This window comes from Streptomyces uncialis, from assembly GCF_036250755.1.
Lineage (GTDB): Bacteria > Actinomycetota > Actinomycetes > Streptomycetales > Streptomycetaceae > Streptomyces > Streptomyces uncialis.
In genome coordinates this window covers 5,071,848-5,097,856 of sequence record NZ_CP109583.1, presented here as the reverse complement: position 1 = coordinate 5,097,856, position 26,009 = coordinate 5,071,848, and the positions used below count along the sequence as shown (strand labels likewise).

The 26,009-nt window shown below is 73.7% G+C and carries 17 protein-coding genes, 2 tRNA genes, 2 pseudogenes and 1 riboswitch; of the genes and pseudogenes, 12 read left to right on the top strand and 9 right to left on the bottom strand.

Annotation, left to right across the window (positions count from 1 at the left end; translation table 11 throughout):
* Window positions 1-292: 292 nt before the first annotated feature.
* Window positions 293-2,467, top strand: a complete 2,175-nt coding sequence (locus tag OG711_RS21145) for a sigma-70 family RNA polymerase sigma factor (protein ID WP_329560057.1) — start codon at window positions 293-295, stop codon at window positions 2,465-2,467.
* A gap of 661 nt (window positions 2,468-3,128) precedes the next feature.
* Here OG711_RS21145 and OG711_RS21140 read toward each other — a convergent pair.
* Window positions 3,129-5,228 carry an asparagine synthase-related protein gene (locus OG711_RS21140; RefSeq protein ID WP_073787531.1) on the bottom strand — a complete coding sequence of 700 codons (2,100 nt, stop codon included), beginning with the start codon at window positions 5,226-5,228 and terminating at the stop codon, window positions 3,129-3,131.
* A gap of 921 nt (window positions 5,229-6,149) precedes the next feature.
* Here OG711_RS21140 and OG711_RS21135 point away from each other — a divergent pair.
* The 5 genes from OG711_RS21135 (at window position 6,150) to OG711_RS21115 (ending at window position 13,167) form a co-directional block, all read left to right on the top strand.
* Window positions 6,150-7,571: an MFS transporter gene (locus OG711_RS21135; RefSeq protein ID WP_073787529.1), complete on the top strand. Its 1,422-nt coding sequence runs from the start codon at window positions 6,150-6,152 to the stop codon at window positions 7,569-7,571.
* A 113-nt stretch (window positions 7,572-7,684) separates the two neighbouring features.
* Window positions 7,685-8,896, top strand: coding sequence for an L-2-hydroxyglutarate oxidase (gene lhgO, locus OG711_RS21130; protein ID WP_329560056.1), 1,212 nt, complete (start codon window positions 7,685-7,687; stop codon window positions 8,894-8,896).
* A 94-nt stretch (window positions 8,897-8,990) separates the two neighbouring features.
* The gene (locus tag OG711_RS21125; protein ID WP_073787525.1) at window positions 8,991-9,680 is read left to right on the top strand and encodes a hypothetical protein; all 690 of its coding nucleotides are present in this window, start codon (window positions 8,991-8,993) and stop codon (window positions 9,678-9,680) included.
* A 73-nt stretch (window positions 9,681-9,753) separates the two neighbouring features.
* Complete coding sequence (gene trmB / locus OG711_RS21120; protein ID WP_456341299.1) at window positions 9,754-10,611, top strand: tRNA (guanosine(46)-N7)-methyltransferase TrmB; 858 nt, start codon at window positions 9,754-9,756, stop codon at window positions 10,609-10,611.
* Between the two features lie 864 nt (window positions 10,612-11,475).
* Window positions 11,476-13,167 carry a PrsW family intramembrane metalloprotease gene (locus OG711_RS21115; protein WP_329560055.1) on the top strand — a complete coding sequence of 564 codons (1,692 nt, stop codon included), beginning with the start codon at window positions 11,476-11,478 and terminating at the stop codon, window positions 13,165-13,167.
* A gap of 46 nt (window positions 13,168-13,213) precedes the next feature.
* On the opposite strand, the gene OG711_RS21110 is transcribed toward OG711_RS21115, so the two are convergent.
* From OG711_RS21110 to OG711_RS21090, 5 genes and pseudogenes are all read right to left on the bottom strand, one after another.
* Window positions 13,214-14,158 (bottom strand): aldo/keto reductase, encoded by a 945-nt coding sequence (locus OG711_RS21110; protein ID WP_073787521.1) that lies wholly within the window; start codon window positions 14,156-14,158, stop codon window positions 13,214-13,216.
* A gap of 120 nt (window positions 14,159-14,278) precedes the next feature.
* Entirely contained in the window at window positions 14,279-15,391 is a 1,113-nt protein-coding gene (locus OG711_RS21105; RefSeq protein WP_329560054.1) for a M23 family metallopeptidase, read from the bottom strand.
* Between the two features lie 11 nt (window positions 15,392-15,402).
* Window positions 15,403-15,546, bottom strand: a riboswitch (cyclic di-AMP (ydaO/yuaA leader).
* Between the two features lie 529 nt (window positions 15,547-16,075).
* A complete protein-coding gene (locus OG711_RS21100) occupies window positions 16,076-17,212 on the bottom strand; it encodes a PP2C family protein-serine/threonine phosphatase (protein WP_399504846.1) in 1,137 nt (378 codons plus the stop codon).
* 154 nt (window positions 17,213-17,366) lie between these two features.
* Window positions 17,367-17,440: transfer RNA gene (locus OG711_RS21095), tRNA-Met, on the bottom strand.
* A 39-nt stretch (window positions 17,441-17,479) separates the two neighbouring features.
* Window positions 17,480-17,716: pseudogene (locus OG711_RS21090) on the bottom strand (hypothetical protein); the annotation flags it as partial.
* 161 nt (window positions 17,717-17,877) lie between these two features.
* Between OG711_RS21090 and OG711_RS21085 the strand changes: the two are divergent.
* Window positions 17,878-19,035, top strand: a complete 1,158-nt coding sequence (locus tag OG711_RS21085; RefSeq protein WP_329560053.1) for a helix-turn-helix domain-containing protein — start codon at window positions 17,878-17,880, stop codon at window positions 19,033-19,035.
* Window positions 19,036-19,088: 53 nt separating this feature from the next.
* On the opposite strand, the gene OG711_RS21080 is transcribed toward OG711_RS21085, so the two are convergent.
* A complete protein-coding gene (locus OG711_RS21080) occupies window positions 19,089-20,288 on the bottom strand; it encodes a helix-turn-helix transcriptional regulator (RefSeq protein ID WP_329560052.1) in 1,200 nt (399 codons plus the stop codon).
* A gap of 152 nt (window positions 20,289-20,440) precedes the next feature.
* On the opposite strand from OG711_RS21080, the gene OG711_RS21075 reads away from it, so the two are divergent.
* The 3 genes and pseudogenes from OG711_RS21075 to OG711_RS21065 all read left to right on the top strand — a co-directional run.
* A complete protein-coding gene (locus tag OG711_RS21075; protein WP_329560051.1) occupies window positions 20,441-20,854 on the top strand; it encodes a hypothetical protein in 414 nt (137 codons plus the stop codon).
* Window positions 20,851-21,153: a hypothetical protein gene (locus tag OG711_RS21070; RefSeq protein ID WP_329560050.1), complete on the top strand. Its 303-nt coding sequence runs from the start codon at window positions 20,851-20,853 to the stop codon at window positions 21,151-21,153. Before OG711_RS21075 ends, OG711_RS21070 begins: the two co-directional genes overlap by 4 nt.
* A pseudogene (locus OG711_RS21065) lies at window positions 21,154-21,264 on the top strand (class I SAM-dependent methyltransferase); the annotation flags it as partial.
* A gap of 124 nt (window positions 21,265-21,388) precedes the next feature.
* Here OG711_RS21065 and OG711_RS21060 read toward each other — a convergent pair.
* Window positions 21,389-21,461: transfer RNA gene (locus tag OG711_RS21060), tRNA-Lys, on the bottom strand.
* 289 nt (window positions 21,462-21,750) lie between these two features.
* Window positions 21,751-24,246 carry a DEAD/DEAH box helicase gene (locus OG711_RS21055; protein ID WP_329560049.1) on the bottom strand — a complete coding sequence of 832 codons (2,496 nt, stop codon included), beginning with the start codon at window positions 24,244-24,246 and terminating at the stop codon, window positions 21,751-21,753.
* Window positions 24,247-24,872: 626 nt separating this feature from the next.
* On the opposite strand from OG711_RS21055, the gene OG711_RS21050 reads away from it, so the two are divergent.
* Together OG711_RS21050 and OG711_RS21045 are read left to right on the top strand one after the other, a co-directional pair.
* Window positions 24,873-25,463, top strand: coding sequence for a hypothetical protein (locus OG711_RS21050; protein ID WP_329560048.1), 591 nt, complete (start codon window positions 24,873-24,875; stop codon window positions 25,461-25,463).
* Window positions 25,464-25,556: 93 nt separating this feature from the next.
* Entirely contained in the window at window positions 25,557-25,907 is a 351-nt protein-coding gene (locus OG711_RS21045) for a metallopeptidase family protein (protein WP_073787501.1), read from the top strand.
* The last annotated feature ends 102 nt before the right edge of the window (window positions 25,908-26,009 follow it).

Genomic DNA, 26,009 nt, shown 5'->3' with positions numbered 1-26,009 from the left:
GGGCGGGGTGGGTGGCAACGTGACGAAATCGGCTCACGCCTCCGACGGGGAGGCCGTGGGGGGTTCGGCACTGTGAGCAATTCACCTGAACAGGCTTAAATCGCCCACCCGATGGGCCGAGTTGGCTGGATATAGGCGACCGGAATCCGCACTGGGTTCCTGGGGGGAAAGGTGCGGAGTTCCGGTAAGACGCCCCGGATGAGTGGTTGATGGTGGTACCAGCTGAGTAGATGACAGCCGTGTGGCACTCTTGCCCGGTGGTCTTTGAGTGTACGGACGGGTGCTTTCCGTGATGGGCGTTGACGGGCCGGAGGAGTCGAAGAGCGGCACGACAGGGGGAGCCGACGACCCCTCGCCGCCCCAAGTACCCCGCCAGGCAGGCCCGGAGGGACCGGGCGACGCCGGATCCGGACCGGCATCCGGCGGCACGTCCGACGCAGCCGACCCGGCCACCACCGCGGCCCCGTCCACCCCACCGGACACAGGCGTACCGCAGCAGCGGGAGCACGAGGAACCCCGGCCCGAGGAGCACCCGGCGGACGATCCCGGCGCCCCGGCCGGCGCCGACACACCGCCGTCCGACGCCGAGCTGATCGGGCGCATGCGCGCGGGTGACGACACGGCGTACGGGGAGCTGTACCGGCGCCACGCGGGCGCCGTGCGCCGCTACGCGCGCACCTGCTGCCGTGACGGGCACACCGCCGAGGACCTCACGGCGGAGGTCTTCGCACGGATGCTCCAGGCCGTGCGCGGGGGTTCGGGGCCGCAGCACGCGGTGCGGGCGTATCTGCTGACGACGGTCCGCCGTGTCGCCGCGAACTGGATGAAGTCCGCGAAACGGGAACAACTGGTCGACGACTTCGCCGTGTTCGCCGCGCAGGCGGACCGGGGGTCGGAGGTGCCCGGTGACGGGTCCGTCGACCTGGGGGCGGACGTCCGCGCCATGCAGGAGGCCGAGCGGTCGATGGCGATGCGCGCCTTCCGCAGCCTTCCCGAGCGCTGGCAGGCCGTGCTGTGGCACACGGAGGTCGAGGACGAGTCCCCGAGCGATGTCGCCACCCTCTTCGGACTGGACGCCAACGGCACCCGGGTCCTGGCCAGCCGCGCCCGCGAGGGCCTCAAGCAGGCGTACCTCCAGGCACATGTCAGTGCCGCGCTCACCGCGAGCGAGCAGTGCGCCAGTTACGCGGACCGGCTCGGCGCGTACGCCCGGGGCGGGCTGCGCAGCCGGGCCGAGCGGGGGCTGCGCAAGCATCTGGAGGAGTGCGCCAAGTGCCGGCTGGCGGCGGGCCAGATCAAGGAGGTCGCGGGCGGCATCCCCGCGGTCGTACCGGTCGCCGTCATCGGCTGGTTCGGTGCCGCCGGGTACGCGAAGGTGGCCGCCCTCGTCGGGGGCGGTACCGCGAGCGCGGGTGCGGCCGGTGCCGCGGCCGCCGCGCAGGGCGGTGCCGCCGGTGCCGCCGGTGCCGCCGGTGCCTCGGGGGGTGCGGGTGCCGCCGGTGCCGGTGCCTCCGGTGCGGGTGCTTCGGGTGCGGGTGCTTCCGGTGCGGGTGCTTCCGGTTCCGGGGGCGGGGGTGCGCTCTCCGAGGCCGTCGGAGGGCCCGTCAAGGCCGGGATCGGGGCGGCCGTCGCGATCGCGGTGGCCGTGGCGGTCGCGTTCGCGCTCGTCGGCGGGGAGAAGCCCGAGCCGGACCGGCCCCGGGCGCAGCCTCCCGTCTCGCATCCCGAGGCGCCGCCGCCCGTGGCCGCGCCGGAGGAGGCGCCGGAGCCCGCGCCGGTGCGCCCCGCGCCCCCGGTGGCGCGTGCGGCCGAGCCCGCGCCGGAGCCCGCGCCGTCGGAGGCCGAGCCTTCGCCGCGGCCGACACCGCCGAAGCCCTCGCCCTCCCCCGAGGCCGAGCCCACGCCGTCGCCTGAGCCGACGCCCTCGCCGTCCGCCTCGTCGTCGCCCTCACCCACGCCGAGTCCGCCGGCCGCCCCGCGTCCCACTCCTTCCCCTCCCAGCTCACCGCCCCCGCCGGAGCCGACACCGCCCGCACCCGTCGTCTACCAGTGGAGCGAGCTGGCGTACGGCGACCTGGGGGACGGGACCGCGCCCGAGATGCGGTACGGGGAGAGCTCCTGGGTGTGGCAGCGGCAGGGGCTGCGGATGGGTGGGCAGGCGTACGGGCGCGGGGTCACCGTGCACGGCACGTCGTCCGTGACCATCGACCTGAACCGTGAGTGCAGTGCCTACGAGGCGGTGGTCGGCATCGACGATCTCGCGATGGGCAGCGGGGCCGTGCGGTTCTCCGTGTACGCGGACGGGGTGCCGTTGTGGCAGTCGCCGCTGGTGCGGGGCGGGGAGCCGGGGGTGCCGGTGCGGGTGGGGCTGTCGGGGCGGAGCGCCATTCGGTTGGTGGTGGAGCCGCACAGTTCGTTCGACACGGTGACGCTGTCCGACTGGGCGGAGTCCCGCTTCATCTGTTGACGTTCAGCGGGTCGCCTTCGCTCGCGCTTCCGAGTTCCTGTGCTGGGCGTACCTGTCCCCGTACCGGCGTTCGTGGGGTGCGCAGTTCCCCGCGGGTCGCCTTCGCTTGCGCTTCCGGGGTTCCATACCTGGACGTACCTGTTCCTGTGCGGGTACTCCGTGGGTGCGCAGTTCCCCGCGGGTCGCCTTCGCTCGCGCTTCCGGGGTTCCACACCTGGACGTACCTGTTCCTGTGCGGGTCGGACGGGGGTGCGCAGTTCCCCGCGCCCCTTCGGTCGCGCCTCTTGCGGTTCCCGTTCGGGTGCGGACGGTCCCTGGTTGCTCGCGCAGTTCCCCGCGCCCCTTTGGGGGCGTCCGGCTGGGGCTGTCGTCCGGCTGCGGGCTCTCAGCAAACCGGGGTCAGGGTTCAAAGCACCCTCCTCGCGCAAACGCTCGGCTGCGGGAGGGGGTGGGCGGGAATCTCTGCTCGCAGACTCCGATGCTCTTCAGTCGAGTCACTGGACGTCGTACCGAGCGTGTCGGATCGAGGACGGAGAATCCCGACCGGCACCGACCCGAAGGACCGGCAGGGTGCGCCCCAAAGGGGCGCGGGGAACTGCGCACCCGACGAGCGACGGCACAGGGACGAAGTACGTCCAGCACAGGAAACCCAGAGCCCCGCTCAGGGCCGCGCACCCGTGCCGAGGGCTCCGCGGGCCGGGGCCACCGACCCCGTGGGCACCGCGCGTTGCCGGGCGGGCGTCCCCGTCCAGCAGGTGCCGCGCCGGGCGAGCAGCCTGCGCAGCCACAGCTCCACGGCCACCAGGTCGGCGAGCCCGTCCAGCGGCAGCGGCTCCCCCTCGGCCGCACCCCGCAGGGCCTTGCGGACGACCCGCGCCTCGACGAGCCCCGCGTCGGCCAGCAGAGGCGTGTCGAAGAGCCTGAGGAGGTCGGGCATCGCGATCCGCAACCCCGCACGGGCCGCGGTCGCGGACGGCGCGTGCGAGGGGGTGCCCCAGCCGGACGGCAGCTCGGAGATCCCCGCGCCCTCCAGGACGGTCCGCAGGATCTCCGCCCGGGCCCCGGGCCGCACCCGGAGCGCCTCCGGAAGGGCACGGCACGCGCGGACGACCTGGTTGTCGAGGAAGGGCGCGTGCAGCCGCTGGAAGCGGACCTCGGCGGCCTGTTCGAGGACCCGGAGGTCCGCGGCGTGCCGGGCGAGGGCCGCCCGCGCGCGGAAGTCACCGGGCCGCTGGCCGGGCCCGGGGCCGGGACGGCCGACCGCGTTCTGGAGGCGGCCGGACACCTCCGCCAGCGCCTCACCGGTGAGCCACCGCGCGGCGGGCCCGGGCCGCGCCCAGGTGAGGGCGGCGAGGGAGGCGCCGACGGTACCGCCGGGTTCGTCGAGGCGGCGGCGCAGCAACTGGTCGGCGAGCCGGTCGACGCCGCTGCGGTACGGGGTGCGGGCGAGGCGGCGGGCGGCGACGTACACGCGCGCGGGGACCATCATCGACACGGAGCCCTCGGCGGTGGTGAGGGCGGCCACGGGGCGGACCAGGTGGCGTCTCTTGCGGTCCATGAGGAGGTCGGCGAGGCGCGCGGGGTGGGCGTCGAGGACCTGGCGGGCGCCGTAGCCGGTGAAGTGGTCGGCGCTCCCGGCGGCGAGCCGCGCGCGGTGGCGGGCGGCGGTGACGAGCGAGGGGCCGGGTTCGTCGGTGAGGGGGCCGTCGAGGTCGGTGTACGGAAGGGTCTCCTCGCCGCCCGCGACGACGACATGGTGCAGTCGCGGGTCCGCGGCGATGGCGCCCGCGCGTTCCACCTCGGCCTCGCGGCCGGGCACGGCGAGGTCGTTGAAGGTGACGGCGAGGAGGCGTTCACCCGCGCCGCTGCCGTGCCCGAGGACGGTGCCGGGCACGCCGGGCAGTCCCGCGGCGAGCAGGGCGAGGGTCGCGGAGGCGGGTCCGCCGGAGAGGTCGGCGCCGATGCCGGGGACGGGGGTGCCGCGCGCGGCGCGCCGTTCGGCGGGCCCCATACCCGGTACGGGCCCGGGGTCGATCCCGCCGCCGGGGACGTGCCGGGGGGCGGTCAGCCGCGCGCGTACGGCTTCCACGAGGGCGTCACGGACGCCGTCGACGGCGCCGGCGGCGTCGCTGGGCGGCGCGGCGACGGCGAGGGAGGTCACCGGGTCGTACCCGGCGATCTCACGGGCGCCCTGGCGCAGGATCAGGGCGTGACCGGGCGGCACCCGGTGGACGCCGAGGTAGGGCGTGGAGTCGTGCAGGGCCTCGGGGACGTCGGGGGCGGCGAGGAGGGCGGCGAGATGGCCGATGTCGAGGTGGGCCTCGACCAGGTCGGCGAGCGGGAGGGCCGCGGTGGCGTAGGCGGTGCCGCCGGACCAGGGGGTGTGGAAGACGGGGCGGGCGCCCGCGAGGTCACCGGCGACGGTGACGCGGCGGCCGATCCGGGCGACGGCGGTGTAGCTGCCGGACCAGGCGGTGAGATGGCGCAGGGCGCCGCCGCGCGCGGCGAGCAGCCCCAGCCGCAGGTCCTCGTCGCTGGCGCCGCAGGTGCCGAGGACGGCGATACGGGTGTGGGGGTCGACGGTGACGACACGTACCTCGTCGGGGCGCCAGTCGCCGACGGCCCACAGGGGATCGGGGTCGCTCCACAGGAGTTGGGAGCCGACGGGCTGGAGTGCCTCGCCGTCGGGTCCGGTGGCACCGGCGGTCACCGGGCCGCTCGTTCCCGCGGTGGCAATGCTCCACCCCACCAACCACCGCATCGTCGCCTCCACGGGCTGGACAACCGTGCACCGTACGAACTCGGGACCATGCTGCCACGAAGGAGGCGTGCGGGAGCGGGCCCCGGCCGCTTCGTGCCCACCCGTACGCGCCCCTGACAAGCCCCCCTCGAACCCCCTTCGAACCCTTCGCGCTCCCCTCGCGCTCCCGCCGCGGCCCTGCGGGCGCCGTCCGCGCGGAGCTCCGGTGCGCGGCGGCCCGCTGCCCCAACTCGTGTGCCGGGTGCGGCGGGTGAGCCGTACGGGCGCACTCCTGGGCGGCCCCTCATGGGCGCACGGGAGGGGCTGGGAGGATGCGTGGGACGACCGGGGGAACGGGTGTCCCACGGGCACGCGGGGCGACCGGTACGCGGAGGGAAAGCGCGCTCACGCGTGCGGGGGGACGCTCAAGGGCGTGACCAGCAGGGTCGATATTCGGCCAACTTGGCCGCGCCGGACCCATGAACGACATCATTGCGGACCTTGAGGGCACAACGCACGGTCCGGGAGGTGGTGTTCACCTCCCGGACCGGTCCGCCGCCCGCGGGGATGAAGGCGGCGGTGTCCCCCAGCCCACTGGAACCAGTTCAGCGGGCCGACCCACGCACGATCCATGGAAGCGGCCACCCCGGAACCGGTGAAGAGCGCACGCACGGGCGCACTGCCACACAGGCGGAGCACATGGCGCCCGGGGGGCGGACAGGCCACGGGCAACAATCCCGCCATCCGGAACTATGCCTCTTAACGCATGGGATGCGTCGAACTACGCTGTGTGTGTCTGTGTTTCACGGAGGCATATACCTCCGGGGTCGGCCACCCGCTCATTCGGTTGCCGCCCCGGGCAGAAGGCCGCCGGGAGCGCATGGCGCGAATGCCGCGCGGTCACCACCGTCGCGGCAGCCGTCTGTGTCGAGGGGTGGCGCAATGTCCAGGGAGCAACGCGGGCCGAACGAAAAGCTCGGCGCCGTTCTCGCCCTCGCGGGAATCAGCAACGCCGGCCTCGCGCGCCGGGTCAACGACCTGGGCGCGCAGCGCGGCCTGACACTCCGGTACGACAAGACCTCCGTGGCCCGCTGGGTGTCCAAGGGCATGGTGCCGCAGGGCGCCGCCCCGCACCTCATCGCGGCGGCCATCGGACAGAAACTGGGCCGCCCGGTCCCCCTGCACGAGATCGGGCTGGCGGACGCCGACCCCGCGCCCGAGGTGGGCCTCGCGTTCCCCCGGGACGTGGCCGCGGCCGTGAAGTCGGCGACCGAGCTGTACCGGCTCGATCTCGCCGGCCGCCGGACCGGCGGCGGCATCTGGCAGTCGCTCGCCGGTTCCTTCGCCGTCAGCGCCTACGCCACCCCCGCGTCCCGCTGGCTCATAACCCCGGCCGACAGCTCCGTCGCCCGCGACGCGAGCCCGGCCGAGGACAGCGTGTCGGCCCTGAAGGTCGGCCACAGCGATGTCAGCAAGCTCCGCGAGGCCGCCGAGGACGCCCGCCGCTGGGACTCCAAGTACGGCGGCGGCGACTGGCGCTCCTCCATGGTCCCCGAGTGCTTACGCGTCGAGGCGGCGCCCCTGCTGCTCGGCTCCTACTCCGACGAGGTCGGGCGCGCCCTGTTCGGCGCCTCCGCCGAGCTGACCCGGCTCGCGGGCTGGATGGCCTTCGACACCGGCCAGCAGGAGGCCGCCCAGCGCTACTACATCCAGGCGCTGCGCCTCGCCCGCGCGGCGGCCGACGTCCCGCTCGGCGGCTACGTCCTGGCGTCGATGTCCCTCCAGGCGACCTACCGGGGCTTCGGCGACGAGGGCGTCGACCTCGCGCAGGCCGCCCTCGAACGCAACCGCGGGCTGGCCACCGCCCGCACCATGAGCTTCTTCCGGCTCGTCGAGGCACGCGCGCACGCGCGCGCCGGGGACGCGCACGCCGCCGGAGCGGCCCTGAAGGCCGCCGAGGGCTGGCTGGAACGCTCCCGGGACGGCGACCACGACCCGTCCTGGCTCGGCTTCTACTCGTACGACCGGTTCGCCGCCGACGCCGCCGAGTGCTACCGCGATCTGAAGGCGCCCCGCCAGGTGCGCCGCTTCACCGAACAGGCCCTGTCGAAACCCACCGAGGAGTTCGTGCGCTCCCACGGGCTGCGGCTCGTCGTGTCGGCGGTCGCCGAACTGGAGTCGGGCAACCTCGACGCGGCCTGCGCCCAGGGTGTGCGCGCCGTCGAGGTCGCCGGGCGGATCTCCTCCGCGCGCACCACCGAGTACGTCCGCGACCTGCTGCACCGGCTGGAACCGTACGGCGACGAGCCCCGCGTCATGGAGCTGCGCGAACGCGCCCGGCCCCTGCTGATGGCACCCGCCTGACCGGCTCCCGCGGAGCCCGGCGCCGCCCTCGGCCGGGGTGAGTCGCGCGATGTCCTCGGTCTCCCGGGTTTGGCGGCGCTGTCAGTGGCGCAGTGCATTATCGGGAGCGGGAGGTGACACGCGTGGCGTACGACTGCGATGTGCTCGTGATCGGCGGCGGGATCGTCGGTCTGTCGACGGCGTACGCCCTGACGCGGGCCGCGCCCGGCACCCGGGTCACCGTCCTGGAGAAGGAGGACGGCCCGGCCCGGCACCAGACCGGCCGCAACAGCGGCGTCATCCACAGCGGGATCTACTACCGCCCCGGCTCCCTCAAGGCCCGGTACGCCGTCCGCGGCGCCGCCGAGATGGTCAAGTTCTGCGCCGAGTACGACATCCCCCACGAGGTCACCGGCAAGCTCATCGTGGCCACCCGCCGGGACGAGCTGCCCCGGCTGCACGGCCTGGTCCAGCGCGGCCGGGAGAACGGCATCCCCGTCCGTGAGCTGGGCCCCGCCCAGATCGTGGAGTACGAGCCCGGGGTACGGGGCCTCGCCGCCATCCAGGTCGGCACCACCGGGATCTGCGACTACCCGGCGGTCGCCCGCCGGCTGGCCGAGGTGTCCGGCGCCGGGATCCGCTACGGCACCGAGGTCGTCGCGATCGACCGCCGTCCCGACCGCGGGGTCGCCGTCCGCACCGCGCGCGGCGAGGTGCTGCGCGGCAGGGTCCTGGTGAACTGCGCGGGGCTGCACTGCGACCGGATCGCGCTGCTCACCGGCGACGACCCGGGCATGCGGATCGTCCCGTTCCGGGGGGAGTACTACGAGCTGGCGCGTCCCGAGCTGGTGCGGGGCCTGGTCTATCCGGTGCCCGACCCGGCGTTCCCGTTCCTCGGGGTGCACCTCACCCGTGGGATCGACGGCGGCGTCCACGTCGGGCCCAACGCCGTCCCCGCGCTCGCCCGCGAGGGCTACGACTGGGGCACCCTGAACCCAGCCGAGCTCGCCGGGACCCTGGCCTGGCCCGGCTCCTGGCGGATAGCGGGCCGCCACTGGCGCTACGGCGGCGGCGAGCTGCGCCGCTCCCTGTCGAAGCGGGCGTTCACCCGCGCGGTCCGCCGGCTGCTGCCGGCCGTCACCGCCGACGACCTGATACCGACCGCCGCCGGGGTCCGCGCCCAGGCCGTCCTGCGGGACGGCACCCTCGTGGACGACTTCCTGCTGCGCGAGGGCCCCCGTACGGTCCATGTGCTGAACGCCCCCTCCCCCGCGGCCACCGCCTCGCTGCCGATCGGCCGGGAGGTCGCCCGGCGCGCCCTGCGGTCCCTGACCTCGCCGAACTGAGCAGGTCATCGCCCCGCCGGGCAACCGGACCGGGGTGATCACTCGTCCCCGGTTGCAGTGCGGCACCGAGCGCCGCCCGGACATAAGGATGCACATGCCTGTACGTCGTCTCGCGCTGGCCGTGACCACCGCCGGGATACTCCTCGGCGCGGTCGGCTGCTCCGGTACCAGCACCGACGAGGGCCCGGACCGCGCCAAGGGCGGCGACGGCACCGCCACGAGCAGCGCGCGGCCCGCCGCCGAGTGCGCGAAGGCGGCGTTCGTCTGGAGCGACGTCAAGCGCGAGCGGAAGCTGACCGGGGTGAGTGAGCTGGTCGAGCACGACGGCAAGGGTGAGCTCTCCGTCCTGGTCGAGGGCTTCACCCAGCAGTACCCCGCTGGTGCGACCGGGGTCTTCAAGGGGCTCAAGGCCGAACAGGCGATCAACGCCCTCGGCAAGCACCTCGGGATCAGCGAGGAGACCCCGCTCGGGCAGCCGGGCGAGAGGACGGGCACGGAGTCCGTGCAGTACGAGGCCGGCGAGACAGAAGCGGGCCGGTACTTCGGCTGGCACGACATCGAGCTGATCACCGCCACGTTCACCCATCCGTGCGCCGACGGGAAGGGCTTCGTGAAGTCCTGGCCGCAGATAACCCAATTCGTGCTGCGCTGCGAGGACCGGATCGTCTGGAACGACAAGCTCACGAATCTGACGGAGGCGGAGGCGCGGATCGCCCACCAGGCCGCCGTCCGGGTGTGCCCCAAGGGTTCGGCCGCGACCGGGGAGCCCCGCGAGAAGGCGTAGCGCCCGTACCCCGCCGGGGCCGGACCCGCACCCGGCCCTCGGCGGCGGACGGGCACCCCGGGACCTCCGTAGAATCGGTCCCACTGTGTCCGAGCATGACGAAACACCCCAGACAGCGGCCCCCGAGGCAGCCGGAACGTACGAGGCGTCCGACGGAGCCGTGGGCCGGCCGCCGCGTACCCCGATGTTCCCGCCCGGTGAGGGACCCGCCCCCGACCCCGCGGGGGCGCACTTCGACCGGCGCATCCGCAGCTTCCAGCCGCGCCGCAGCCGGGTCACCCGGGGCCAGGCCGACGCGATCCGGCGGCTGTGGCCGCGCTGGGGACTCGATGTCGACGGCAGCCGGGTCCTCGACCTCGGGGAACTCTTCGACGGGCTGCCCGTCGTCCTGGAGATCGGGTTCGGCATGGGCGAGGCGACCGCGCGGATGGCCGCCGACGACCCGGGCACCGGAATCCTCGCGGTCGACGTCCACACCCCCGGCCAGGGAAATCTGCTGAGCCTCGCCGACCGCGGGGAACTCACCAACGTCCGCGTGGCCAACGGTGACGCGATCATCCTGTTGACCAGCATGCTCGGCCCCGACAGCCTCGACGGGCTGCGGATCTACTTCCCGGACCCCTGGCCCAAGAAGCGGCACCACAAGCGGCGGATCGTCCAGCCGGAGTTCCTGGACCTCGCGGCGGGCCGGCTCAAGCCGGGCGCCCTGCTGCACTGCGCGACCGACTGGGAGCCGTACGCCGAGCAGATGCTCGATGTGCTCACCGCGCATCCCGCGTTCGAGAACACGCAGGTCGACGGGGGTTTCGCGCCCCGGCCCGCGTTTCGTCCACGGACGCGGTTCGAGGGGCAGGGCCTGGACAAGGGCCATCCCGTCCACGACGTCCTCTTCCGCAGGTCGCCTTCGCTCGCGCCCCCGAGCCCCGCCTGAGCCCACTTGTCCCTGTGCGGGACGCCTTCGCTTGCGCTTCTCAGGTCCGTCCGGCTGGGCGCACTTGTCCCTGTACGAGGCGTTCGGGGGTGCGCAGTTCCCCGCGGGTCGCCTTCGCTTGCGCTTCTCAGGTCCGTCCGGCTGGGCGCACTTGTTCCTGTACGGGGCGTTCGTGGGTGCGCAGTTCCCCGCGCCCCTGGATGCTGCCCCATTGCGGTCGCCCTTCGGGTGCGGGTCCGCCCTCGTTCTTGCGCAGTTCCCCGCGCCCCTGGATGCTGCCCCCTTGCGGTTGTTCGTCGAGTACGGGCCCGTCCTCGTTCTTGCGCAGTTCCCCGCGCCCCTGGATGCTGCCCCATTGCGGTCGCCCTTCGGGTGCGGGACCGCCCTCGTTCTTGCGCAGTTCCCCGCGCCCCTGAGGCGCTGCCCCCTTGCGGTTGTTCGTCGGGTGCGGGGCCGCCCTCGTTTTCGCGCAGTTCCCCGCGCCCCTTTGGGGGCGCCCCCTGAGGTTGCCCTTTGGGTGCAGACCCCTCCTCGCGCAGTCGCAGGACTCACCGGAGGGGGTGGGCGGGAATCTCTGCTCGCAGACTCCGATGCTCTTCAGTCCGGCAAGGACACGTCGTACCGAGCGTGTCGGATCGAGGACGGAGAATCCCGACCGGCACCGACCCGAAGAACAAGCAGAACGCGCCCCAAAGGGGCGCGGGGAACTGCGCAAACCCACCGAGCGACAGCACAGGAACGAAGTACGCCGCGCCGGACAGACCTAAGAAGCGCAAGCGAAGGCGACCCGCGGGGACAAGTTCGTCCAGCCGGACGGAGCTCGGGGGCGCGAGCGAAGGCGACCCGCCGATTAAGGTCGAGTCGATGGCCACCACCCCTGAGCCCCGCCCGGCCCCCGCCGAAGGCCCCACCGAGGGCCCCGTCGAGGACCCCGCGGACGGACCCGCCGACCGCACCCACCCCACCGCGCCGCCCCCGGCCCCCGCCCCCGCCCCGCCGGACATCCCCCACCAGGCCCCCGGCCTGCTGGGCGTCCCGCCGCGTATCGCGTGGTGGCGGCGCCCCGCCGTACGGATCGCCGGACTCGGCGTCGTACTGGCCCTGTGCGGCGCGGTCCTCCTCGCGCTGGTGCGGGAGGAGACCGGGACCCAGGGGTTCCTCGTCGGCCTGGGGCTCGCCGTACTGCCCGTACCGCTGCTGATCGCCGCGTTCCGGTGGCTGCACCGGGTCGCCCCCGGCCCCTGGCGGAACGTCGTCTTCTGCTTCGCCTGGGGCGCCTGCGCCGCCGCCCTCATGTCGATCGTGGCGAACAGCTTCGCGACCGAGTGGATCGCGGAGACGACCGCCGACCCGGGCGGCGCGGACACCATCGGCTCGACGGTGATAGCCCCGGTGGTCGAGGAGACCGCGAAGGGCGCGGCGATCCTGCTGATCTTCCTCTTCCGCCGCCGGGAGTTCACCCGGCTCGTCGACGGGGTGGTCATCGCCGGGGTCACGGCCACCGGCTTCGCGTTCACCGAGAACATCCTCTACCTCGGCAGGGCCTTCGGCGACGACCAGACGTACGGGGACCAGGGCATCGGCTCGGTCACCGTCGCGACCTTCTTCGCCCGCGTGGTGATGTCACCGTTCGCGCACCCCCTCTTCACGGTGCTCACCGGCATCGGCTTCGGCCTCGCCGCGCAGGCGGCCCCCCGGCGACGGGTGTGGCGGGTCCTCGCACCCCTCGGCGGACTGCTGCTCGCGATGGGGCTGCACGCCCTGTGGAACGGTTCGACGGTGTTCGGCGGGCTCGGCTTCCTCGTCGTGTACGGCGCGTTCATGGTGCCCGTGTTCGGGCTGCTGATCTGGCTGGCCGTCTGGGCCCGCCAACGCGAGCTGCGGACCGTCCGGGACGAACTGCCCGCGTATGTGGCGGCCGGCTGGCTGACCGCGCCGGAACCGTACGCCCTCGGCTCGCTGCGCGCCCGGCGGCTGGCCCGGGACTTCGCCCTCCACCACGGGGGCAAGCCGGCCGCCCGCGCCGTCCGCGAGTACGAGCGGCACGCCACCGCGCTCGCGTTCCTGCGGCACCGGGGCGCACAGGGCCGGGCGGGCGCCGACTTCGGCATCCGTGAGCAGGAGTCGCTGGACGCGATGTGGGCCCGCAGGGCGGCGGCCCGCCCCGCGCTGACGCACGCCGCGCTGATGACGGCACCGCGCCCCGCCGTCCCCCACCCGTACGCGCCCCCGTACCCGGGCCCGCACCCCGCGGCGTACGGCCACCCGCCCGCGTACGGACAGACACCCGGCTACGGACAGGTACCCGCGTACGGACAGGTGCCCCCGTACGGACAGGTGCCCCCGTACGGACAGGGGTACGGCTACCCGGGCCACGGACAGCCGGTGCCCGGTCACGGCCAACCGGATCCGGCCCACGGACAGCCGGGTCCCGGGTACGGCTACCCGCCGGTCCAGCCGGGCACCGGTCCCGTGCCCGGCCAGGGCGGCCCGTACGGCTCCGGCACCCCGGCCCCGTACAACCCGTACGCGGCCCCGGGCCGGAACGACGGCTGAGGGCGGCTCACGACGACCGACGACAGCCGGATCGGTGTACGCGCCGTCAGGCGGAAGCCTCCGTCAGGAGGGTGAGGTCCTCGGGGGTGAGCTCCAGGTCGGCCATGGCGAGCAGCGCGGGGAGCTGTTCCGGGTTGCGGGCGCTGGCGAGCGGGGCGGCGACCGTCGGGCGGGCGGCCAGCCAGGCGAGGGCGACCGTGGCGACCTCGGCGCCCCGGTCCGCCGCGACCGTGTCGAGGGCGGCGAGGACGCGCTGACCGCGCTCGGTCCCCAGATGGGCTGCGGCCGAACCGGAACGGGCGCTGCCCACGGTGGCACCGGGCCGGTACTTGCCGGTGAGGAACCCCGAGGCGAGCGCGAAGTACGGGACGGCCGCGATACCGGAGCGGGAGGCGACCGCCTGGAGGCGGCCCTCGTAGGTGTCACGGGAGACCAGGTTGTACTCCGGTTGCAGCACGGAGTACCGGGTCAGGCCCTCGCGGTCGGCGAAGTCGAGTGACTCCTGGAGCCGTTCGGCAGTCAGGTTGGACGCGCCGACGGCCCGGACCTTGCCCGCGCGCACCAGTTCGTCGAGCGCGGTGACGATCTCCTCCACGGGGACCGTCGGATCGTCGAAGTGCGTGTAGTAGAGGTCGATGTGGTCGGTGTCCAGCCGCTTCAGCGACGCGTCGGCGGCGCGTTTGACGGTGGCGGCGGACAGCCCCTTGAAGTCGGGGTGCGAGCCGGCCTTCGTGGCGACGACGATGTCGGAGCGGTTGCCGCGCGCGGCGAGCCACTGGCCGATCAGCGTCTCGGACTCACCGCCCTGATGACCGTCCACCCAGGCGGAGTAGACATCGGCGGTGTCGAGGAAGTTGCCGCCTGCGGCGGCGTAGGCGTCGAGGACGGCGAAGGTGTCGGACCGGTCCGCCGTCCAGCCGAAGACGTTGCCGCCGAGTCCGAGCGGGAATACGTCGAGCCCGGAGGAGCCGAGAGGGCGCAAGGAAGTCATGGTCCTACTCAACACCGTCGAGGGGCCGGAATCCGTCCGCGAACGGGAACCGGCGGCCCTGACGTCGGGGGGTGATCGTCAGGACCGCCGGCGTTCCAGCGGTGGGGGGCGGGTTGACGCCTAGATCGACAGGCCCTTGCCGCGGAGGTACGCGGCGGGGTCGACGCTGCCGCTGCCCAGCTTGACCTCAAGGTGCAGGTGGGCGCCGGTGACGTTGCCGGTGGCGCCGACGCGGCCGATGATCTCGCCGGTGGAGACCTTCTGACCGACGCTCACACCGATCGACGACTGGTGGGCGTACCGGAGCTCGGTGCCGTCGTCGAGGGTCAGCACGGTGAGGTAGCCGTACGAGCCGGACCAGCCGGCCTCGGTGATGGTGCCGCTGTGGATGGCCTTGAGCGGGGTGCCGGTCGGGGCGGCGAAGTCGAGGCCGGTGTGCGAGCCGGACGACCACATGGCGCCGGACTGGCCGTACGTCGACGTCAGCGTGAACGAGGCGAGGGGGAGGGAGAAGCTGCGCGCGAGCTGTTCGAGGCGCTCCTTCTCGGCCTTGGCCCTGGCCTCGGCCTCTTCCTTCAGCCGCTTGGCCTCCGCCTCGGCCTTCGCCTTCTCCTCGGCCTTCTTGGCCTTGGCCTCGGCTTCCGCCTTGGCCTTGGCCTTCAGCTCCGCCTCGGCGGCGGCCGCGTCCTGGGCCGCCTGGTCGGCGGCCTTCTTCTCGGCGGCGGCGCGGGCGGCGGTGTCGGCCTGGTCCTGCTGCTGCTCGGCCTGCTGGAGGATGCGGGCGCGCAGTACCTCGCCCGCGTCGGTGGTGCCCTCGGCGGCGTCGGCGCCGGTGACGCCCGCGCTGGTGAGGGGGGCGGCGGCCTGCTGCGCGGGGCCGGTGCCGGGCTCCTCGGGCTTCTCGTCGCCGGACATCATCGAGCCGAGGTCCGGCATCGATATCTTGATCGGGGGCTTGCCGCCCTGCGCGGTGGCGATGCCGCCCGCGCCGACGGCGGCGATGACGCCGACACCGAGGACCGTGGAGCTGCGGGCGAGTCCGCCGCGCTGCTTGGCCACGCGGTGCCTGCCGCGGACCGGCCGGACGGTCTCGGCGGTCGGGTTCCAGACCTCCCGGACCTCGTCGTCGGTGACCGCGGGGCCGAACACCTGCCCGTGGGAGGAAGCGTGAGGCCCGTCCACCGTCGGTTTAGGCGCGTAGAGAGGTTCGGGGGCAGGCCGGTTTGACGCCACTGAGGCGTACTCCTTTCCTTCCTTCTCGCCTACCGGGTTAGCTGACGGGTTCGGAGCAGGAAGGTCTCCTACGGACGTCCTTCACATGAAGGATGTCCGATTCACCCCAAGGAATGGTTCCCCGGTTCCCTTGCGGAATTCGGCGCGTGCGCGCGGAGCCGTCTCTTGTGACGGCTGGGACGACCGCGCTGCGTTATCGAACGTTAATAGACCTGGGGGCCGGATTCCAAGCGCTTCCGACTGATCGTTAACGCCGTTGGCCAGGACTTATCGGGACACGGGCGGGCGGAACGGGGCGAGTTGACGGCATGTCGGTATTCCCTTTCATGCCGACGTCACATTGATGGTTGCTCAGTTGTTATACGAACGGGAGGGGGCGGCTACGGCGTGTGAGGGGGCGCGCGGGCGGGGTGACGCAGGGGCGGGGGCGGGACGGCGCGCGAGGCCGCCCCCGCCGATGGACGGGCCCGCGCCCGGCCCCTCCGCCCCCCGCCCGGCCGGCCGCGCACCCCGCACTACGCACCACGCAGCACGCACCCCGCACCACGCACCCCCGCGCGACCGCACCCGATCCGACCGCTCCGCACGTTCTCGTACGCGATCCCGCGTCCTGGAGAGTTCCGGGGGGGCCTTTGGAGTCCCCTGGAGAGTTCCGGGGGCCTTTGAAGTCCCCTGGAGGGTCCGTCAGGGCCTGCGGACGGCCAGCAGGGCCATGTCGTCGCTGGTGCCATCGCCCGTGTGGGTGACGACCCCGGCGGTGACGGCGGTGAGCAGGGCGTCGGGTCCGCCGAAGGTCCGACCGCGCAGCCATGCCGCCGGGTCGAAGAACACGCCGTGCCGGTCGCGGGCCTCGGACAGTCCGTCGCTGTGGACGAACAGCGTCGAGCCCGCCGGGAAGCCCGTCTCGTCGGTCTCGTCGGGCCAGCTCCCGAGGTCGGCCATCCCGAGCGGAAGGGCGAAGCGGCCCGGTTCGAGGACGGTGAGTCCCCCGTCCGGGGCGAGCAGCAGGGGCGGCGGATGTCCGCGGTTGAGGGTCCGCAGCAGCTCCTCGCCGTGCGGGAGTTCGGCGAGGACGGCGGTGGTGAACCCCTCCTCGTCGTCCACGCCCCGGCGCCGCAGCCCCTCCCTGGCGAGCGCCCGCTCCAGCCGCTGGGCGACCGCCTCCAGGGTGCTCTCCTGCTCGGCCGCCTCACGGAAGGCCCCGATGAGGACGGCGACCGCGGCGACCGCGCCCATCCCCTTGCCCCGTACGTCACCGAGCACCAGCCGCACTCCGTACGGCGTGTCCTGGACGGCGTACAGGTCTCCCCCGATCGCCGCGCCGGCCTGCGCGGCCTCGTAGTGGGCGGCGATGTCGAGCCCGCCGATCCGGTCGGCGGGCTCCGGGAGGACGGCGCGCTGGGCGGCCTCGGCGATCTCCCGGGCGGTCGCGAGCTTGGCGTCGCTGCGGCGGGAGAGCCGGTTGATGGCGAGGGCGAGCGCGGAGACGGTGACGATCGTCGCGATGTCGGTGAGCGACTCGCTCCGGGCGACCCCGTCCTCCGCGCGCATCCCGAACGCGGCGAGACAGGCCGCGGCCCCGGTCAGCAGGGTGCCGCGGCGGCCGTAGAAGGGCGCGGCGGCGAGCGGGGCGGCGGCGAAGAGCGGGGCGGCGGTGTAGCGGACGGGGGTCAGCTCGTCGTAGACCACGCCCGCCACGATCAGCAGCCAGGGCAGCACCCTGCTGAAACTCCGGGCGCGGCGGGTACGGCGATGACGGCCGGACAGCGGGCCGCCCGGTTCCGGACGCCCGTCACCGGTCGGCCCGCCTCCGTGCCCCACGCGCCGTCTCCCGCCGCTTCCGTGCCCGTCCACCACCGTCCCTCCAGGCTTGCCCCGGAGGGGTCGGCGGGCGAACGGGACGGGCCGACCGGGTGAGACCCCCGAACACGCCGAAGGCCCGGAAGCTTTTCGGCTTCCGGGCCTTCGGCCTGAGTAGCGGGGACAGGATTTGAACCTGCGACCTCTGGGTTATGAGCCCAGCGAGCTACCGAGCTGCTCCACCCCGCGTCGGTAAACCTGACTCTACACCATCCGGGTGATGGCGATTCACCGTTCGCCGGGGCGCGTGGGAGCGTCGTCCCAGCTGAGAAGGGGGTAGGTGTCGGCGGGGTAGTGGCCGCTTTGCCGGCCCACGCTGGGGTGGATGTCGTACCGATCGAGCTCGTCGGGCCGCACGAACCGCACACCGTCGGCCTCGTCGTTGACGATGGGTTCACCACCGACGGGGCGTCCGATGCAGGTGTTCTCGTACTGCTGACGGATCTCACCGTCGGTGTACGCGACCCCGTCCCTGTTGGTGACGGTGGGGTCAGCTTGTCCAAGTAGCCGTAAGCGCAAAGCGCCCAGTGCCCGTGTGGTCGATCCAGCATCGGTTCCTGGGATGCGGTCGGCTCCCGCGTCGTAGCCTGAGGACGCGACCCGACAGGCAGATACGGAGCAGGTACATGCCCGATCAGCGTCCCCGCTCCTCCGGTACCGCGCCCAGCCCGCTCAGGCGGCTCATCGCCGAGTTACGTGACGTGGCCGGATGGTCCCAGACACGGCTGGCGGAAGAGCTCAGCCTCGTCACCGGCCAGCCGTACACACGCCAGGACGTCTCCCGCTGGGAATGCGGCAAGCGCCGCCCGCGCCCCCGCATGCTGCGGGCGCTCGCCGCCGCCCTTCAGGTCCCCGTGCAGATTCTGGAGTCACCGTTGCGCCGACGTACCTTCGTCACCGATCTCGCCGCCACCGCCATAGCTCCCCTTGTCGCCTCCGACCTCATCCACGCCGGATTCGCCTCCGCACTGGAGGGGCGCGGCCCGGACGTGGACGAGTGGCGGGCCAAGCTCTCCACCTACGGCCACGACTACATGTCCATGGGCGCCGCCGAGATCCAGCAACGCCTCGCGGGGGAACTCGTCCTGCTGCAACGGCAGGCGGACCGGCCCGAGCTGTGGGGCGTCGCCGCCAAGCTGATGACCCTGTACGCGAAGACGTTCCCGGGCAGCGACGGGGTGAAGGCCGTCAACTGGTACGGCATGGCCGCGGAAGCCGCCGACCGGTCCGGCGCCCCGGACACCCGGGTCTGGGTCCGGGGACGTGCCGCCATCGCCCTGGGCTACGAGGGGGCCGCGCTCCCCGTCGCGGACCGGCTCGCCGCCGAGGCGTTGCGCCTCGACGACCGCCCGTCCCTCGGCCGGCTGAACGCGGTGATGGGCCGGGCTCACGTCGCCGCCCTCCGAGGCGACCGGAGCACGGCGCTCACGCTCGCGGACGAGGGACGCCGTATCCACGACCGGGTCGGGTCGCACGAGCAGGACTCCGACTACGCCGTGCCGTGGTGGCGGCAGAACGTCTTCCTCTCACTCCTGCTGGCCCGGCTGGGCGAAGAGCGGGGCGCCGTCGAGGCACAAGAGGCGGCGGCACGTGAGCTGCCGCCCGCCCTGCCCCGCTTCACCACACACCTGGAACTGCACCGGGGCCTGATGATGGCCCGGTCCGGCGACAGGGCCGGCGGTGCCGGATACGCGAGGGCCGCCCTGGAGCAGCTTCCGCCGGAGAAGCATTCGTTGACGCTCCGTATGCTCCAGGCGGAGATCGAGTCGGTACCGGCCGGGTAACGGTGATTGGTCGACAGAGCGGCTGCTCCCGCGAACGCTCATCCATGGGCTCCTCATGGTCCGGCCAGTGTTCTGATCGCCTCCGCTGTCTCGTGGGCTGTCGTGTTGCCCTGGAAGTACGGTGCGGACAGCAGCCGGGCGAGCCGGTCCATGCGCTTCACGATCCATGAGATCTGGTCCTCGGGCGGGAGGGACAGCAGGGGGCGGACGGTGTCGGCCGCGCCCTCCACATCGCCGAGTTGGGCGTGGGCGGTGGCCGCGTAGATGTGTGCCAGACGTTCGTCGACCAGGGACCGTTGTCCTGCCGGGGCCGACTGCCATATGGCGATGGCGTCTGTGGCGGCCCGCAGCGCGCGGCGCGCGTCCTCGCCGCCGTCGAGCCAGATGAGCGAGGAACCGGCGTAGTAGAACTGCTTGGCCCGGCTGAAGCCGAAGAGTCCGGGTGCGTCGCCCCGTACCCGTTCCCGCGCGTCCTCCGCCGCGTTCAGGGCGCTGTTCGCGCCCGCCGAGTCGCCCATATTGGCCAGGCACTGGGCTTCCCCGCACTTCAGACGGGCTCTTCCCGTACCCCGCCCGGACCCGGCCTGCCGCAGGCCGCCGCGCGCGAGGTCGAGGGCGAGCGGGAAGTCCCCCTGGAACCGGGCGATGAGGGACCGCGTCCCCGCCACCCAGACGGCCAGGTCCGCGTCACCGGCCCGGTCCGCGCAGCTCGCCGCCGCCTCGGCATGCCGCATGGCGTCATGCGGGCAGCCGAGATCCAGCAGCGCGTAGGCGAGGACGCCCGAGAGGCGGCCGACCGCGACGTAGAGGTCCGCGAGGCCGGTGGGGGGATACTGCCCCGCACGAATACGGTGCAGCGCTTCGTCACGGAGTACGTGGGCGCGCTCCGCCATCAGTGCGGGCGGGGTGGATCGCGACACGACGGCGATCTCCTCGACCCCGTCGTACAGGTCGTCCACGTCCAGCTCGGCGAGACCGCAGAGGTCGTGGGACACGGCGAGGGCGGAGGCCCGCGTCGCGTGAAGCGCGGCATCCCGCCGCCGCACCCGCTCGTCCCGCTCCCACGCCGTGAACAACTCCCCGTCGGCGCCCAAGGCGTGGTCCAGCGACTCGGCGACGGCTCTGGTCGCCCGGCGCCGTCCGGTCTCGACGTGATGCAGATGGGACCGGTCGTAGTGGGTGCGTGCCGCCAGCGCGCCGAGGGAGAGTCCGGCCCGCCCGCGAAGGGCGCGCAGCGCATCGGGTAACGACATGTTGCCCCCTCTCCGGCTCAAACGAATTGAACCGAACAGACACCTATGTCCTGTTGTCATTGCCGCCAGACACCGCTTGACAACAGTGGACCACGCTCTGTGACCGCGGGCCGGTTTCACCATAGAGGCACCCGACCCACCTGGGAGCAGACATGGTGCGCGATCCCGCCGTCACACCGACAACTGAACCGCCGGTCCCGCGACTTCTCAGCGACCGCCTCATCGCGTGGGCCCATGACCGTGACATCGGTGAGCCGGCGGCTGTGGCGGCGTTGATCGAGGAGGGGGACATTCTGGCGCGGGGGGATGTGCGGGATCTGCTGCTCGTGGAGGGCGGGGCGTTCGTGTTCTGTGACTGGCCGAGGTTCGAGGCGCGGTACCGGTGTGTGCTGGTGCTGGACGAGGGGGAGGACGCGTTTCTGACGCTGGTGCTGGCGACGGCGTTCCCGCGGCTCGTTCCGTTGTGGAAGGTGGAGGTGCTGGGGGAGCGGCGGTTGGGGATCGTGCTGCGGGCGCTGGCGCGGCTCGCGGGGTGCGCGACTCTCGCGGTGGGGGTGCGGTCGTGAGCGCGGCGGCCGGGGTGATCTGCTGCCGGTGCGACGGGGGGATCGGGGCCGGGGAGCCGTACGAGACGCTGCTGCGGCACTCGATGTCGGGGCCGGGGACCCGGATGCACCGGCACATGCGGTGTCCCGACGAGGCGGACGGCGTGGACCGGGACCAGGCTGCGCTGGACGCCGCGTGGGGACGCCTGATGACCCACCTCGGGGCCTGCGCCGTATGCCTCAGCGACGAGCCCGGGGAGTGTGCCACCGGACGGCGCCTGCGCGAGGAGTGGCGCACCGTCGAACGCGACACGCGCTGAGGGGACGGCCCCGGCCACAGCGCCGCCCACCTCGCCACCTGCCACGGCGCCCACGTCACCGCGGTCGACCTGGTCGGCCTCCAGATCCGACGAGCCCGCTCCCACTACGGAGCGGAGGGTCGTACGGCATCCCCGCTCACGTACGAACCCCGCAACGCCGAAGCGCCCCACCCGGTCGGAACCAGGTGGGGCGCTTCCTCGCAGGTCGCGGGCTTGCGCCCGGCCCTGCGGCTTGTAGGCCGTGTGGGACTCGAACCCACAACCAATGGATTAAAAGTCCACTGCTCTGCCAATTGAGCTAACGGCCCGCACCCCGCAGCATAGCGGGGTGTCGGTCGCGGGCGTGGACCTGTCCCTGTGGGGGAACAGGGCGAGCGCCCTGGGGGTGGTCCGCCGGGGCGGGGTCCGGTGGTGCCTGGACATCCTGACATCTTCCGGGGCGGTGCGCGTCCGGTTTTGCCGGTGCGGTCCGGTCGTACGGCGTGAACGGGCCAGGCCCCGCCCGGTGGGGGCGGGGCCTGGCGTCCGTCGGTGTGCCGACCGGCTGCGTGCCGGTCAGCGGGTTCCGGTCACCCGTGGGCGACCAGGACCCGGCTGTCAGTCGTTGCGCTTCCAGCGCGGCTTGTCGTCACGGCGGTTGAAGCCGCCCGTGCCGGTGCCGGTGCCGGTGCTGCCGCGGTGGCCGTACGGGCGGTCGCTGCCGCCGGTGCGGTGGCCGCCCGCGGGGCGGTCGTCGCGGCGGTCACGGTTGACCGGGCGGTCGCTGCCCCGGTGGCCGGTGGACGGACGGTCGTCGCGGCGGAAGCCGGGACGGTCGCCACCGCGGTCACGGTTGAAACCGCCACGGTCGTCACGGTCACGGTTGAACCCGCCACGGTCACCGCCGCGCTCGCCGTCACGACGGTCGTCACGACGGAAGCCCGGACGGTCGCCGCCACGGTCGCGGTTGAAACCACCACCACGCTCGCCACCACGGTCACGGTTGAAACCACCACGGTCACCGCCACGGTCACCGTCACGACGGTCGTCACGACGGAAGCCGGGACGGTCGCCGCCGCGGTCGCGGTTGAAGCCGCCACGGTCGTCACGGTCACGGTTGAATCCACCGCGCTCGCCACCGCGCTCACCGTCACGACGGTCGTCACGACGGAAGCCCGGACGGTCGCCGCCACGGTCGCGGTTGAAACCGCCACCACGCTCGCCACCACGGTCACGGTTGAAACCACCACGGTCACCGCCACGGTCACCGCGGTCGTCGCGGCGGAAGCCGCCACGGTCCTCACGGCGGTCCTCGCGCCGGTCACGGTTGAACCCGCCGCGCTCGTTGTCACGGCGCTCGTACGACGCGGCGCGGTCCTCGCGGGCCGGACGCTCGGTCGCGGTCTCCGCCACGGGGGCGGTGGCCGGGGCCTCGGCGGCGGCCTGGGTGCCGGCCTCGGCGGTGGCGCTCACGGCGCCGGCGACGGGGGCCTCGGCGGTGGCGTCGGCCACGGGGGCGACGGCCGACGGGTCCTCGCCCCGCTCACGCGCGGCACGCGCGCTGAGCCGGTCGGCCTCCTCGCGCAGCTCGGAGGCGCGGCGCTCGGCCCGCTCCAGCTGCTTCGCCAGGTCCTGGACCTCGCGCTCGGCCTGCTTGGCGGCACCCGCCACCGACTCGGCCTGCACCTCGGTCATGGACCGGGCACCGGTGATCTCGGCGACCTCGGGCTCGAACACCCCGCCACCGCCGACGATGTGACGCCCGGCGTCGACGCCCGCGTCCTCCATCAGCCGGAAGATCTGGCGCCGCTGGTGCGGCAGGGCCAGCGACACGACCGTGCCGGAGCGGCCCGCGCGGGCGGTACGGCCCGAACGGTGCAGGTAGTCCTTGTGGTCGCCCGCCGGGTCGACGTTCAGCACCAGGTCGATGCCGTCGACGTGGATGCCGCGCGCGGCGACGTCGGTGGCGACGAGGACGTTGACGTAGCCCTCCTTGAAGTCCGCGAGGGTGCGCGTACGAGCGCCCTGCGTCATTCCGCCGTGCAGCGCGTCGGCGCGGACACCCGCGTCACGCAGCTGCTCGGCGACACGGTCGGCACCGAGCTGGGTGCGGACGAAGACGATCGTGCGGCCCTTGCGGGCGGCGATCGCGGCGGTGACCGGGGCCTTGTCGCGCGGCTTCACGATCAGGATGTGGTGGGTCATGGTCGTGACCGCACCGGCCGACGGGTCGACCTCGTGGATGACCGGGGCGTTCAGGTAGCGCTTGACGAGACTGTCGATCTCGTTCTCCAGGGTGGCGGAGAACAGCATCCGCTGGCCGCCGCTCGGCACCTGGTCGAGCAGCTCGGTGACCTCGGGCAGGAAGCCCAGGTCGGCCATCTGGTCGGCCTCGTCGAGGACGGCGATCTGCACGCTGTCCAGCGAGCAGGCGCCGCGGTTGATGATGTCCCGCAGCCGGCCGGGGGTGGCGACGAGGATGTCGACGCCGCGCTCCAGCGCGTAGATCTGGTTGCTCATCGACGTACCGCCGCAGACGACCTTCATCTTCAGGCCGAGCACGTCACCGTACGGCTGGAGGGCGTCCGCGACCTGCATCGCGAGCTCACGGGTGGGGGTGAGGATGATGCCCCGCGGGTGCTTCTTCTGGGTGTGGCCCTCGGAGAGGGTCGTCAGCAGCGGGAGACCGAAGGAGAGGGTCTTGCCGGAGCCGGTACGGCCACGGCCCAGGATGTCCTTGCCGGCCAGGGCGTCCGGGATGGTCGCGGCCTGGATCGGGAACGGGCTGGTGACGCCGTTCTGCGCGAGCTTGCGGACGACACCTTCGGGCAGACCCAGGTCACCGAACGTGACGGTGGGCTCCGCGTCGGCCTCGGCCTCGGCGGTGTCCTCCTCGGTGGCGGACCCGGCCTCGGGGGCCGTCGCAGCGGACGTCTCGTCGGCGGTCTCGGTCACGGCCTGCGTGACGGTGCCGGCGGTCTCGACGGTCTCGGTGACCTCGGCGGCGACGGGCTCGGTGACCTCGGTCACGACGGCGTCGACGGCCTCGGGGGTGCTGGTGGGGGCTTCGGCGTTCTCGGTGAGAACAGCGCGGTCAGCAGGGGAAACGGACATGCGAAATGCGAACCTTCCGGAGTTCACGGCACGCGCCCAAACTCCGTGAAGCTACAAATCGACCGCCTCTATGCGGTCCGGCCACGGCAGGGAGTACGCGCCACACGCGGCGCGCTGCTTTCCTCGCTCTGTGAGGAGTGCGCCGGGCAAATGGGATCAAACGATCTACCACCATACGCACCTCTGGGGCCGCAAGGCAAATGCCGTACCGGGTGACCCCGGTCACGCCCCAGCAGGGCCCCGGAGGTGGTCGGTACGGGGCTCCTGGGACCGATGGTACGGGTCCGGGGACGCGGGCGGGACAGGGGTGGTGCGGGGGTGGTGCGGGGGTGGTGCGCGGCCGGGGACCTGGGCGGCGCGGGCCCGGGGACGGGGGTGGGACCGGGACGGGGACAGGGGGTGGGACCGGGACGGGGACCGGTGCGGTGCGGGCATCCGGTCCTCCGGAGGCGGGGGCGCGTACGGCCGCCGCGGGCCCCCGCGGCCGGTCCCGTCGGCGGCGGACGCGCCCGGCGCGCGGCGGACGGCCCGGGGGTACGGGGTGCGGCGGCGTGTCTTCTTGCGGGGGGAGGGAGTTGGACAGCCGAACCCTGGATCCCGCGCCCCGGAGGTGGCCCGTGCGCCCCATGTCCGTCCCCGTCCGCCTGGCCACCCTGGCGGCGGCCCTCGCGGCCACCGCGGGCTGCGTCAGCGTGGGCGAAGAGGCCGCCCGCCCGGGCCCCTCCCACTCCTCGGGCCCCCGGGACGGCGAGGGGGCGCAACCCGGCGGCGCCGCCACGACGGTCGACGGCGGCTACGGCCGCTACCAGGGCGGCCGGGACGCCAAGGCCCACCTCGACGGCAGCCCCCGCAAGAAGGGCGCCTCCCCCTCCGCCCCGGCCCCCGGCACCGCCCCGGAGCCCGGCCCGAAGCCGGACCCCGGCCCCGACCCCGCCGGAGCGCCCGCCCCGGAACCCGACGCCCCGCGGCCCGCCCGGCCCACCCGGGCGCCCCGCCCGACCGCCCCGGGCGCGCCCACCCCGGTGGCCCCGCCGGAGCCCACCCCGACCCGCGCCACCCAGGCCCCCGAACCCCCGAAACCGACACCCGAGCCCCCGGCCCCGGAGCCCACCCCGGCGGAGCCGTCCTCGTCGGCCCACGAGGACCCGCCGGCGCAGGGCCAGGCGGCCCGGATGTTCCGCCACGAACCGTCGCCGGAGGCGGGCAGCCCGGTGTGACGGCCACGGGTGCCCGACGTGCCGGGTACGGGTGCCGGGATCGTCGGGGACGCGCCCAGGCCCGTTCCGCGCCGCGTCCCGGACAATGGGGCTGTGCTGGAAATGACACGAGACGCGTTCGAAGAGCTGGTGGCCGAGGCCCTGGACACGATCCCGCCGGAGCTGACGCGGGTCATGGACAACGTGGCCGTGTTCGTGGAGGACGAGCCACCCGCCCATGACCCCGAACTGCTGGGGCTCTACGAGGGGACACCGCTGACCGAGCGCGGCGAGTGGTACGCGGGGGTGCTGCCGGACCGGATCTCGATCTACATGGGGCCGACCCTGCGGTACTGCGCGACCACGGAGGACGTGGTCCACGAGGTCGCCGTGACGGTGGTCCACGAGATCGCCCACCACTTCGGCATCGACGACGACCGGCTCCACGAACTCGGCTGGGGCTGACCGCCCCCGCACGACCGGTCCCCCGCGAGACCGGCCCCCGCGCACTCCCCGCACCACCGGCCCCCACGCCACCGGTCGCCACGCCACCGGCCCCCGCACGAC